Source organism: Sneathiella sp. (genome assembly GCF_041689005.1).
Lineage (GTDB): Bacteria > Pseudomonadota > Alphaproteobacteria > Sneathiellales > Sneathiellaceae > Sneathiella.
Genome location: NZ_JBDNHC010000146.1, coordinates 1 through 11,961 on the forward strand (window position 1 = coordinate 1; position 11,961 = coordinate 11,961).

The window sequence follows — 11,961 nt, forward strand, 5'->3', positions numbered from 1 at the left end:
CACCTTGTTCTGCGCCAAAGCCTCAGTGGAGCTGATAACCTTGCCGCCAAAGGGAAGAATGGGCAGTTCTATGGGAGTGGATCCTGTGGCAATAACAACGTTCTCAGCACGAATGGTTTTAGTCCCTTCCAACGTATTAACTTGAACGGTTTTACCATCCAGGAAGCTAGCAGAGCCAATAATAAGCTGCGTGCCCGCCTTTTTAAGCAAGCCGGAGACGCCTTGATTAAGCCGTGAGACAATGCCGTTTTTCCACTTAATTGTTTTTGCTAGATCAATTTTTGAATATCTGGTTGTAATCCCGAGCGGTCCCTTTGAGATACTCGTTATTTTATGATATTCATCTGCTGCATGGATTAATGCCTTTGACGGGATACAACCAACGTTGAGGCATGTTCCGCCGGGGTGAGATTCTTCGACTACAATGGCGTCGATTCCAAGCTGACCGGCACGGATGCCGCAGACATAACCGCCGGGGCCGCCGCCGATGATAAGGAGCTGGCAATAGATTTCGGTCATGTCCTAGTCCTCAATAAACATCAAAGCAGGAGTTTCCAGCAGTGTTTTCAGTTTTTGCACGAATACCGCCGCATCCCAGCCATCGATAACCCGATGATCGAAAGCGCAGGAAATGTTCATAATTTTACGGGGTTGAAAAGCTTGTCCATCCCACATGGGTCGAATTGCAATCTTGTTCACACCTATTATTGCAACCTCTGGGTAGTTGATGATTGGGGTTGTGGCAAATCCGCCCAATGGACCAAGTGACGTAATGGTAATCGTGGAGCCAGTCAGCTCCTCACGACTAGATTTGCCATCGCGGGCCGCCTGGGATAGACGACTAATCTCGTTAGCATTGTCCCAAAGACTGTTGGCTTCGGCATGATTGATAACAGGGACGGTGAGACCTGCCGGCATTTGTACTGCGATACCAACATGAACAGCGTTAATTTGATGAATAGTATTCGTATCGTCGTCGTAGCGGGCATTCATCTGGGGCTGTTCGGCGATAGCTATGACAACAGCACGTATCATAAATGGCAAGATCGTAAGCTTACAGCGATCTTGATTGTAGCTTAAGTTCAAATCGCCGCGAAGAGTTTCAAGGCTTGTAACGTCAATTTCCTCAATCAGGGTGATATGCGGGATACGAGTTTTCGAAAGCGCCATTTTTTCGGCGATCTTGCGCCGCATGCCGACAACTTTGATATCCGAGCCGCCACTTGCCGGCACTTTGCCGATTTTTGGCTCAAATGCTTTGCTCTGAGCGATAAAGCTATCCAGATCTTCATGTGTGATCCGACCCGCGGGGCCTGTGCCCGTTACCTGCTGTAAATCAATACATGCGTCCTGTGCACGTTTACGAACAGCAGGGGCTGCGAGCGGTTTATCTCCGTGTCGAAGAATATGCTTCGGCTGCGTATGTGGCTCCATTTTCGTAGATTCTAAAGGTTCTTTTGACGGAACCTCAATTATTTGCTGTACCGCAACAGCAGGCTTGGAGAACGATGAGTTGTTCCCCTTTTTGACTGCATCTTTGGTTTCAATGTGAACTAGTTCCGCGCCGACGGCAACGGCATCCCCAATTTCGGCGCCTATCCAAGTGATCCTGCCCGTGCTGATTGATGGTATCTCAACGGTGGCCTTGTCGGTCATAACCGCCGCGATTGGATCATCCTCTTGTACAAAGTCGCCAACAGAGACAAACCACTCCACAATTTCTGCGTTTGTTACACCTTCACCTACATCCGGCAAATGAACTATTATCATATTCATTTTCTTACGCCTCCAAAGCGCGACGCATCGCACGGCTAACCCGATCGGGGCCGGGAAAATAATCCCATTCCTGTGCATGTGGGTAAGGGACATCCCAACCAGTGACGCGCTGAACAGGGGCTTCCAGATGATAGAAGCATGCCTCCTGTATCTCTGCGATTAGTTCTGCGCCAAAGCCCGACGTGCGGGTTGCTTCGTGAACAACAACGCAGCGTCCAGTTTTTTTAATCGATGCTGTAATCGTATCAAGATCGAGCGGTAGCAGGCTGCGGAGGTCAATGATTTCAGCGTCTATTCCCGTTTTTTCGGTAGCCCTTTCTGCAACATAGACCATTGTGCCGTAGCACAGAATCGTCACCTCATTGCCGGCACGACGAATATCTGCCTTTCCAAGCGGGATGGTGAAAAGATCATCCTCGACATCACCGCCGGGATGGCTTCCCCAACCAATTGATTCAGCTGAATGATCTCCGTAAAAAGGACCGTTATAGATGCGCTTGGGTTCTAGAAATATAACAGGATCTGGATCATTCATTGCCGCAATCAACAGCCCCTTCGCATCACGCGGGGTTGAGGGCTGTACAACTTTTAATCCGGCCACATGTGTAAAAAGTGCTTCTGGAGATTGACTATGGGTTTGGCCTCCATAAATGCCCCCACCTGTTGGCATTCTGATAACCATCGGACAGCTGAACTGACCATTTGAACGATGCCGAATTCGGGCGGCTTCTTGTGTGATCTGATCAAACGCTGGAAAGACGTAGTCGGCGAACTGCATCTCGACACAGGGTTTCATCCCTTGAGCTGCCATGCCAATGGCCATGCCGACGATCGCGCTTTCGTTGATTGGTGTATCAAAGACGCGCGGCGTACCGTATTTTTCCTGCAAACCTGAAGTACAGCGAAAAACACCCCCAAAGTAGCCTACATCTTGTCCCATTACTACTACACCCGGATCGCTGTCCAGCATGACATCCATGGCAGATCGGATTGCTTCGATCATCGTCATATTCGTCATGTTAATACCCCATTTCCTGTCGCTGACGGTTCAGGTGCGGCGGTATTTTTTCATAGACACCGCGGAATATTCCAGCCGGCGACATCGAGGCAGGATCAATCAAAGTGCCATGGGCTTCGACTTCTTTTTGGACTTCCTTTACCTCGGCTATGAATTCAGCTTCTGCCTGTGTATGGCGTTCTTTTGACCAAATTCCTTGTTTTATGGCGTGGGTCTTAAGACGATCCAGTGGGTCTCCAAGCGGCCATGCGTCAGCCTCGTTTTTAGGGCGGTACGCAGAGGGGTCATCGGATGTCGAATGAGCTGCTGCGCGATAAGTTAGCCACTCTATTATCGTCGGTCCGTACCCTTTGCGCGCACGCGCAATTGCCCACTTGGAGGCGGCAAGAACAGCCAAATAATCATTCCCATCAACGCGAATTGCGGGTAGGCCGTATCCAATGCCACGTGCAGCAAACGTTACTCCGTTGCCGCTCGCTATGCCCGAATAGGTCGAGATGGCCCATTGATTATTCACAATATTCAAGACGACAGGCGGCTTGTAGACCGAGGCGCTTAACAATGCACTGTGGAAGTCGTTGGAAGCTGTCGCGCCGTCACCAATCCATCCGGCGGCTATCTTGCTATTGTTCGTTAAAGCATTCGCCATAGCCCAGCCAACCGATTGTACATATTGTGTGCCAAGATTGCCCGAGATCGTAAAGAACCCGTAATCGCGGGCAGAATGCATAGTTGGTAACTGGCGACCCTGCAGTGGATCAAGTTGATTGGAATAGAGCTGCCCAAGAAGAGACTGCAATGGATAATCGGCCGCTATCAATAGGATCGGCTGTCGATAGGTCGGAAAATTCATGTCGCCGGATGACAACATTCGCTGAAATCCGCTGCCAATTGCCTCTTCACCCGTGCATTGCAGATAAAATGTTATTTTCCCTTGGCGCTGCGCGTTTTGCATGCGCGCATCGATGGCCCGCATTTTCATTATGTCTTTTAGACCTAGTAGAATTGCATTATCATCGCCGTCATCGCCTAGATAGTCAGCCCACGGACCGGTCGCGTTGCCCTCACTATCCAGAACTCGAATTAATCCGGTTGCATATTTCCAAGGATTAACCGCATCGAACCTTAAGTCAGGCACAGGTAGTTCACCGGGCGCGGAAACGTGAAACTGAGAAAAGTCTGGTACATCGCCAGGGCGCGCGGATGGAGAACGGAATTGTAGTTTCGTGCTCATTTTGCCAACATCCTTTTGGTGATGTTACGGTGAGTTGTCTAAAAAGATTCTATCAAACATGCAACCGTTTTTGTTTTCAAATTTGATTGAATATTCTTGACTTTAAAGAATATAATTCTTTAAAAATTATAGATTAAAAAATATAATTCTATGTGGTGAGCATGCGAGAACTAGATTCGTTAGATATCAAAATCCTGGATGAGCTTTGCGCGGACGGACGGCTTTCTAACATACAGCTTGCTGAAAAGGTTGGGCTGTCACCTAGCCCCTGTTGGCAACGGGTTCGTAGATTGGAACGCGAAGGCTTAATCATGGGGTATAGTGCACTCGTTGATCAAAAGAAGATGGGATATTCTGAAACTGTTCTGGTTGAGATCACCTTGGAACGTCATCAGGGATATCAGCTGGAAGACGTGTGCAAAGAACTGGCAACCTTTCCAGAAGTTCTGGAAGTTCATCTCACTTCAGGCGAATTCGATTGTTTTTTAAAAGTTGCCTGCAATGGGACGAGTGGTTATGAAGAATTTTTAAAAAAGAAACTCTACGCCGTTGCAGGGATCAGGCATTCACGATCAGTTTTTACATTACGGTGTTTCAAAAACACTCAGCATGTTTCGCAAAGATAGATAAGAATTGTCACCTTAAAGCGTGACAACGTAATATCCGCTTAAACAAGAGAAAAATGCGATACTGCTTTCGTTCTGTTTTTCACGCCAAGTGTCTTGAGAATTGAGGATACATGTTGTTTCACAGTGCCTTCAGTGATGTTAAGCGCCAAGGCAATATCCAGGTTGGTCGCGCCATTTTTTAAATGATCCAGTACTTCTCTTTGACGTTTTGTCAGCATTTCAACCTTCGCTGTGACATCTGCATCTGCGTCTGCGTCTAGTGTATTATTTGTCTCTGTTTCATCTTGCCTCGCATTTATCAAGCCCAAAGCGGCATCAAAACTCTTTGCGAATTGGTCGAAAGCGGTAACTACAGAATACACAGCATTTTCTCTTTGGGCTTTGCTCCGATCCGAAAACTGCGTTCCTTTTAAACGTTGCATTGCATGATCTAACGCTTGAAAAGGTGAGATCGCATCTCGCGCGGCAATTGCTGAGAAGCGTCCATCAGAAATTTCTTCCAGGCGGGTTTGAGACAAAGCACGTTCTAAAGCTTCAAGCGCTTCCCGGCGATCTGTTATATCCAGCGCGACGCCATCCCAAATTACCGACCCATCGGGCAAGCGTCTTGGATGACCAATTGAACGAACCCACTTATACTGACCGCTTGCAAATTCAACCCGTGTTTCTTCATCGAGCACCGAAAGTTCGCGAGCAGATTTTTCTAATGCGGCGATAAAATTTTCAAGATCGTCTGAATGAACCCATTCATGATCGACAGGTTCTCGCTGAATCAAATCATCCGGATCAAGACCAAGTTCGCGTATGCCTGGGCTTACATAGTTATAGCGATATTTACCGTCTACCGTACGAACCCGTTGCATTGTGTGACCCGGAAAATGACTACTAAAAAGATCGGGGAAACTTTGTATTTCGGAGATAGTGGGCAAATTTTTTTTCAATTTAATTATTTCTCTTTTGTTGATTCATTTCTTTATAAATATAACTTTAGTAATAGTAAATTCAGAAATACGCAACATTATTTTCATATTTTGACTAGACACTATACCTAAAGTCTGATTTTATCGAACGATAAATAAACAGAAAACGAAGTTAAACGTCTGGGAGAATGAACGGTGTCGGATAAAATCATCATTGAAGCACGCGTAAACGAACTTGCGCTACGGGACGAAAATCCAAATGTTCCTTTCCTGCCAGCGGAGATTATCCGTGACGCTAAAGCCTGTTATGACGAAGGTGCTTCTATTGCTCATTATCACGGACGTAAAGCCGACGGCGCGCCGGAGCATGATGCAGAATTCTATCTTGAAACAAATGCGGGGATCCGTGCCGAGTGTCCCATTCTACTTCATCCAACACTTGGTTATGTCGCGAATGATGCAGACGCTCGAGAACGGTTTTCAGCTGTAGAAGAGATGATGAAAGAAGCCAGTACGGCTCCTGATTTTGCCCCTATGGATGTGGGAAGCGTTAATGTGGATTGGTGGAATCCAGAAGAGGGAAAATTTGACACAACCGATCTTATTTACAAAAATTCAACTGCCACTCTTATGTATTTTGCGGATCGAATTAAACATTTTGGGCTAAAGCAATATCTAGTTTCCTGGAATGTCAGTTTCACCCGGCAAATAGAAGCGTTCATGAAAATGGGTGTCATACCGGAACCCGCCTATGTCCTTTTTTGTCTCACTGACGGGATTATGTTGGCTGGCCACCCGGGAACCCCCGAAGGGCTGGATGCGCATACGACCTTTTTGCCAAAAGACCGGGAAATCGTTTGGACGGTTTCCAATTACAAAGGCAACTTATTGCTACTCACCGAGAAGATTGTCAAAGCTGGTGGACATATTTCGATCGGGCTGGGCGATTATCCTTACGCCGAATACGGCGCACCAACGAATGCGGAAATTATAGCAAAAGTCGTGGAACAAGCCCGAGCGCTGGGTCGTGAACCGGCTACAGTAGAAGAAACACGCGAAATTCTCAAAATGGGGAAAGTTAATATCGCGGCATAATTTCGATCAATAAAGAAAATTGTCATTATCAGAGGGGAAAAACATGTCGATAAAAACCATAAAGAAGCTTGTAATAGCAAGTACACTCGCAATTTGCTTTACAGCGACGGCTCAGGCTGAACAATTCAAAATGCAGACTTTTCTTGGTGCAAATGCGACAACGACCAAGGCATTCGAAGCAATGGCAGCCAAATTAAAGGAAGATACGAACGGCGGAATTGATATTACTGTTCTGCCTGGAAAATCCGTTGTCGGTGCCACGGAAACTCTGGAAGCCGTCCAGAATGGCTTGCTTGACGGCCAATATACCGCGCCCACTTATTTTGCCGGTAAAGATCCGGCTATGGGTGTGCTTGGTGACACGCTTTCCGCATATCCTGATCCGGCAACCCGTGATCGTTGGTTTACAGAAGGTGGTGGCCTGGCACTTGCGCAAACCCTGTATGAAAAATATGGGTTACATTTTATTTGCCCCGTTTACTGGCCTTCAGAACAAATTCCGTCAACCGTACCTATCTACACGATTAGTGATTTTAAGGGGCTGAAAATGCGCGCTCCGGGAGGGCTTGCGTCTGATCTGCTTAGTCGCGCGGGTGCGTCTCTTGTAAAAATGGGAGTTGGAGAATCTGTAACGGCAATGGAAACCGGGGTTCTCGATGCAACAGATCTTGCAAATGTAAGTTTAAATGTTGCCCTTGGCATGCATAACAAAGCGAAGTATTCCATCCTTGCACGTCACTCGATGGCGACAACCGAGATGTCGTTGTCAAAAGCAAAGTGGGATGCTTTATCGCCTGATAATCAGGCGAAATTTACGGACGCCTGTAAGGCGATGTCTAAACAATTACAGACTTCTTTGACTGCAGAAGATGCTGCCGCCACAAAAAAGGCCAAAGATGAACTTGGCGTCACATTCATCGTATTTGGGGAAAAGGATGCCAGCGCTTTCCGCGCTATGCTGAAAGACGTTTGGGCTGACTGGGGGTCAAGAAGCGCAGAAGCCGATGCTATTGTGAAAAGCCATCAGGCGTTTATGGCCAAGCTTAAATTGAACTAGACAGCCAACTCAGAGAGGACGTGATAAAAATTGTCATGTCCTCTCTTATCTCGGGCACCCATCAATGAATTTCGTAGACAAATATACACTTAAGCTTGGTCGCATACTGGCGTGGGGCTTTATTATTATTGTTGTGATGATGACTTATGAGGTTGTCGCACGTTACGGTTTTAATGCCCCTACAATCTGGGCACATGAAATAGCCGGTATTATAGCAGCAACTGCCTTTGTCTTCGGCGGCGCCTATTGTATGGCGGATGATTCACATATGCGGGTCACGGCCATAGCCGATCATCTGGGACCAAAAATGACAATATTAGTGAATTTAGTTAGTGCTTCCGCAGGGATAATTTATCTGACGGGGTTGGCATTTTCTGCTTGGCAGATGACGAACAATTCGTTGTTCAAGTTCACAGCCGACGGTACTTGGGATCCTGAACGATCAGGCAGTACTTGGAATACGCCATCGCCATCTTTTATAAAATTTGCTCTGTTTGTCGGGACTACTCTGTTCCTTATAGTGCTTATACAAAAGCTATTTCAACGCCAAATTCAGACAGATTAAACAGAATGGAAATAGCAACCTTATCCTTAGTGCTTATCGTTGTGATGATAGGCATGTTAGCAGTCGGTGTGCCGTTGGCATTTGTGTCAGGCTCGATTGCCGTAGTTTTAGCGGTCACCTATTATGGCACCGGTGGATTATTCATAATTGGCAGTCGAACGGCTGAATTCCTCAATTCGTTTTCGTTAGTTGCTGTCCCCATGTTTATTCTCATGGCATCAATCATGGAACGATCGGGTATTGCCCGCGATCTCTATCGAGCCTTTCATATCTGGGCCGGTGGCATGCGAGGTGGCGTCGCAGTTATAACCACATTCGTCGCTGTAATTCTTGGCGCTACGACGGGTATCATCGGAGGAGAAATCGTTCTGCTAGGCCTTGTAGCCCTGCCGCAGATGTTGAAACTTGGTTATGACAAGAAGCTCGCAATCGGAACTATTACGGCAGGTGGCTCATTAGGAACAATGATACCCCCCAGTATCATTCTCATATTTTATGGAATCACAGCGGAAGTTTCCATATCGCATCTTTTTCTGGCAACGATCGTTCCAGGATTGCTTCTAGCCAGCCTTTATATCGGATATATTGTAATTCGATGCTCTGTAAATCCTGCGCTGGGCCCTACGCTTGGACCAGAAGAACGCGAGATGCCGTTTATCGAAAAGCTTGCGTTGTTGCGCGGAGTTATTCTCCCGATAATGATCGCTTTGTCTGTCCTGATTTCTATATATGCTGGATTTGCTTCCATAACTGAATCTGCAGCACTGGGTGTCGCAGGGACCATTATCGCCGCCTGGGCCAGAGGATCTCTGACCCTGGAAATGATCAACGGTGCTCTTGTTCAGGCGATGAAAACATGCGGCATGGTCTTTTGGCTCGTTTTCGGCACCAATGCACTGATTGGTGTGTATAATTTGCTCGGTGGCCTTGCTTTTGCCAAGGGATTGCTGGGTGGCATTTCTTCCGAACCAGTTGTTATTCTTGCCGTTATGATTGGTGTGTTTATCTTGCTCGGACTGTTCATTGACTGGATCGGCATTTTGTTTCTTACTATGCCAATTTTTCTGCCGACACTTTTGACTTTAGGGTATGATCCAATCTGGTTCGGAATCGTGTTCAACCTTTCGATGCAGATTGCTTATTTGTCTCCTCCCTTTGGACCCGCCTGCTTTTATCTGAAAGGGGCGGCACCGCCAGAGGTCAGTCTACAGGATATCTTTTCGGCTCAGTGGCCCTTTATTGGACTGCAATTAATCGGATTACTGATTATTGTCCTGTTCCCGGGCCTGTCGCTGTGGCTTCCCAACTTGGTTTACGGGTGAGCAGATGCAATCCATCGACATTTTGAATTTTGCGGAAACCGTCCCTCCTTCCAATCAGCTGGCAGATACAGATTTGTTGGATATGCTGACGATGATGTTGCGTATCCGGCAATTTGAAACGAGCACAATCGATTTATTCGATCAAGGTAAGATTAAGGGGACCGCTCACTCTTCCATTGGCCAGGAAGCAATTGCTGCTGGTGCCTGCCATGCATTGGAAGATAACGATTTTATTCTTACCCACCATCGGGGGCATGGCCATACTATCGCCAAGGGTGCCGATATCAATCGCATGATGGCAGAACTTCTAGGCAAAGCTAATGGTTATTGCTTTGGTTTGGGCGGTTCGATGCATATCGCTGATTTTGAACGTAATATTTTAGGCGCCAACGGTATTGTTGGCGCTGGAATGGGGCTTGGTACGGGCGCGGCACTGGCAGAACAAATAAAGAATACGAATGCCGTCGGAATCGCTTTTTTTGGCGATGGCGCTGCCAGCGAAGGTATTTTTCATGAAGCCTTGAACTTGGCGGCAATATGGAAGCTACCCTTGATATTCTTCTGTGAGAACAATCATTACGGTCTTACGACAGCAACGAAAGATGTCATTTCCGGAGGAGGTATTGCGCGAAGGGCTGTTGCTTATGACATACCCGGGCATTTGATTGACGGCAATGATGTTGCTGCCGTTCACGACACTGTCTTGCGAGCTGCTATGCGTGCCCGATCTGGGGAAGGACCTACCTTGATCGAAGCAATGACATATCGTTGGGGAGATCATTCAATGCGAGCTAATCTACCCTCTTACCGGGCTGAAGAAGAAGAATTGGAATGGCGGCTTGGAGATCCTATTGACCGTTTGCGCGACAAGCTTAAAGAACGACACGCAATCGACGACCTTAAGTATAAAGAACTTATCGATTCTGCTGCAATCGAACTTGAGGACGCCATAAAATGGGCAGCGGAATGTGACGAGCCAACTCTGGATGCTGCCAAATCACTAGTGACGGTGAAAAGCACGGAGCTACAATTGGCAGAACCTCCTGCTGGCAATCGAAACTTGACCTATAGCCAGGCCATTAACGAGGCAATGAAGCAGGAAATGGAGCGCGACGAGAATGTGATCCTTATTGGTGAAGATGTTGGCAAGACAGGCGGTATCTTTGGTCTCACACGCGATCTACAACAGATTTTTGGCGGCGAAAGGGTTCGCGATACACCGATAGCAGAAGGGGCCATTTCCAGTTGCGGCGTTGGTGCAGCTATGATGGGTTTACGCCCCATTGTTGAAATACAGATCTTTGATTTTGTTGCATTAATGATGGATGCAATTGTTAATCAGGCGGCAAAAGCCCGCTTTATGATGGGGGGCAAACCGAAGGTACCGGTAGTCTTTCGGGGGCCGCAGGGCGCTGGCATTCGACTTGCCGCTCAGCATGGTCAATCGCTTGAGGCGTGGTTTGCGCATGTGCCCGGATTGGAAGTCTATATGCCTTCTAATGCCTATGACGCAAAGGGCCTGATGGCTGCCGCAATCCGTTCAGACAATCCCGTAGTATTCCTTGAACATAAACTGCTTTATCAGGGCGGTGAAACACCAGTTCCACAGGAGCCTTACGTAATTAAACCCGGAAAAGCGCGCATTGTCAGGGAAGGAACCGATTGTACAGTAATCGCCCTGATGGCAATGGTAGAGCGCGCAGAGCAGGCGGCGAACCGTCTGGAAAAGCAGGGGATTTCCGTTGAAATTATTGACCCTCGAACAATTAAACCATTGGACATGGAATCAATTATCAACAGCGTGAAGAAGACTAATCGTGCCGTTGTTGTTCATGAAGCCGTTCGCTTTGGCGGTATCGGAGCCGAGATTGCCGCCACGATAAGTGAAGAGGCATTCGACTGGCTTGATGCCCCCGTTGGGCGGATAGGCGCCATTGATATGCCTGTGCCTTACAATGACCGGTTGGAACGTGACTATTTGCCAGATGCTAAGAACATCGCTGAAGCCATAAAAAAGGTTTGTTATGTCAAGTAAACGTAAAATTATCATTTCTCCCGGCATGGAACAAGCCTGCGAGAAATTTAACTCCTCGACCGGTAATTTAGTAAACGGCATTGTCAAATTAACTCCCATAATTGCCGAATTTCCTAGCTACTTTCATTCAGGCCGTTGTACTTGCGCTTGCCCATTTTACTAAAGGTTTCAGCGCATGAGAACGCCGGAGCAATTATCCACCACTGAAGCGGCCAGATTTCCTGGTTGTTGGCCGGAGTAAAAATCCGCCAGTGGTAAGCTTTCTGCTTTTTGCAGAGGGCGGGGATGAAGCAAGTGGAATTGTATGGTC

At 47.4% G+C, this 11,961-nt stretch carries 12 protein-coding genes; 6 read left to right on the forward strand and 6 right to left on the reverse strand.

The annotated features are described in order from the left end of the window. From ACESNI_RS16590 to ACESNI_RS16605, 4 genes are all read right to left on the reverse strand, one after another. Positions 1–519: FAD-dependent oxidoreductase (locus ACESNI_RS16590; RefSeq protein WP_373089031.1), on the reverse strand; the 519-nt coding region annotated here is incomplete at its 3' end. Positions 520–522: 3 nt separating this feature from the next. Then, on the reverse strand, positions 523–1,776 hold the full coding sequence (locus tag ACESNI_RS16595; protein ID WP_373089033.1) for a dihydrolipoamide acetyltransferase family protein: 1,254 nt from the start codon (positions 1,774–1,776) through the stop codon (positions 523–525). Positions 1,777–1,780: 4 nt separating this feature from the next. Then, positions 1,781–2,794 (reverse strand): alpha-ketoacid dehydrogenase subunit beta, encoded by a 1,014-nt coding sequence (locus ACESNI_RS16600; RefSeq protein WP_373089035.1) that lies wholly within the window; start codon positions 2,792–2,794, stop codon positions 1,781–1,783. 1 nt (position 2,795) lies between these two features. Then, on the reverse strand, positions 2,796–4,028 hold the full coding sequence (locus ACESNI_RS16605; RefSeq protein ID WP_373089037.1) for a thiamine pyrophosphate-dependent enzyme: 1,233 nt from the start codon (positions 4,026–4,028) through the stop codon (positions 2,796–2,798). A 161-nt stretch (positions 4,029–4,189) separates the two neighbouring features. Between ACESNI_RS16605 and ACESNI_RS16610 the strand changes: the two genes are divergently transcribed. Beyond that, positions 4,190–4,654: an Lrp/AsnC family transcriptional regulator gene (locus ACESNI_RS16610; RefSeq protein WP_373089039.1), complete on the forward strand. Its 465-nt coding sequence runs from the start codon at positions 4,190–4,192 to the stop codon at positions 4,652–4,654. A gap of 41 nt (positions 4,655–4,695) precedes the next feature. Here the strand turns inward: ACESNI_RS16610 and ACESNI_RS16615 are convergent, their stop codons facing one another. Beyond that, positions 4,696–5,598, reverse strand: a complete 903-nt coding sequence (locus ACESNI_RS16615; RefSeq protein WP_373089041.1) for a LuxR C-terminal-related transcriptional regulator — start codon at positions 5,596–5,598, stop codon at positions 4,696–4,698. Positions 5,599–5,772: 174 nt separating this feature from the next. On the opposite strand from ACESNI_RS16615, the gene ACESNI_RS16620 reads away from it, so the two are divergent. The 5 genes from ACESNI_RS16620 to ACESNI_RS16640 all read left to right on the forward strand — a co-directional run bounded on the left by ACESNI_RS16620 (position 5,773) and on the right by ACESNI_RS16640 (position 11,651). Next, the gene (locus ACESNI_RS16620) at positions 5,773–6,672 is read left to right on the forward strand and encodes a 3-keto-5-aminohexanoate cleavage protein (RefSeq protein ID WP_373089043.1); all 900 of its coding nucleotides are present in this window, start codon (positions 5,773–5,775) and stop codon (positions 6,670–6,672) included. 43 nt (positions 6,673–6,715) lie between these two features. Further along, on the forward strand, positions 6,716–7,729 hold the full coding sequence (gene dctP, locus ACESNI_RS16625; RefSeq protein ID WP_373089045.1) for a TRAP transporter substrate-binding protein DctP: 1,014 nt from the start codon (positions 6,716–6,718) through the stop codon (positions 7,727–7,729). A gap of 64 nt (positions 7,730–7,793) precedes the next feature. Next, positions 7,794–8,294 (forward strand): TRAP transporter small permease subunit, encoded by a 501-nt coding sequence (locus tag ACESNI_RS16630; RefSeq protein WP_373089047.1) that lies wholly within the window; start codon positions 7,794–7,796, stop codon positions 8,292–8,294. A gap of 5 nt (positions 8,295–8,299) precedes the next feature. Continuing rightward, on the forward strand, positions 8,300–9,616 hold the full coding sequence (locus ACESNI_RS16635; RefSeq protein WP_373089049.1) for a TRAP transporter large permease subunit: 1,317 nt from the start codon (positions 8,300–8,302) through the stop codon (positions 9,614–9,616). A gap of 4 nt (positions 9,617–9,620) precedes the next feature. Then, positions 9,621–11,651 carry a pyruvate dehydrogenase complex E1 component subunit beta gene (locus ACESNI_RS16640; RefSeq protein ID WP_373089051.1) on the forward strand — a complete coding sequence of 677 codons (2,031 nt, stop codon included), beginning with the start codon at positions 9,621–9,623 and terminating at the stop codon, positions 11,649–11,651. A gap of 113 nt (positions 11,652–11,764) precedes the next feature. On the opposite strand, the gene ACESNI_RS16645 is transcribed toward ACESNI_RS16640, so the two are convergent. Next, on the reverse strand, positions 11,765–11,961 hold a 197-nt coding region (locus ACESNI_RS16645), incomplete at its 5' end, for a hypothetical protein (RefSeq protein WP_373089053.1).

Coding starts and splice junctions, on each gene's coding strand:
- ACESNI_RS16595 (WP_373089033.1), bottom strand. CDS start 1,776: ATGAATATGATAATAGTTCATTTGCCGGATGTAGGTGAAGGTGTAACA.
- ACESNI_RS16600 (WP_373089035.1), bottom strand. CDS start 2,794: ATGACGAATATGACGATGATCGAAGCAATCCGATCTGCCATGGATGTC.
- ACESNI_RS16605 (WP_373089037.1), bottom strand. CDS start 4,028: ATGAGCACGAAACTACAATTCCGTTCTCCATCCGCGCGCCCTGGCGAT.
- ACESNI_RS16610 (WP_373089039.1), top strand. CDS start 4,190: ATGCGAGAACTAGATTCGTTAGATATCAAAATCCTGGATGAGCTTTGC.
- dctP (WP_373089045.1), top strand. CDS start 6,716: ATGTCGATAAAAACCATAAAGAAGCTTGTAATAGCAAGTACACTCGCA.
- ACESNI_RS16630 (WP_373089047.1), top strand. CDS start 7,794: ATGAATTTCGTAGACAAATATACACTTAAGCTTGGTCGCATACTGGCG.
- ACESNI_RS16635 (WP_373089049.1), top strand. CDS start 8,300: ATGGAAATAGCAACCTTATCCTTAGTGCTTATCGTTGTGATGATAGGC.
- ACESNI_RS16640 (WP_373089051.1), top strand. CDS start 9,621: ATGCAATCCATCGACATTTTGAATTTTGCGGAAACCGTCCCTCCTTCC.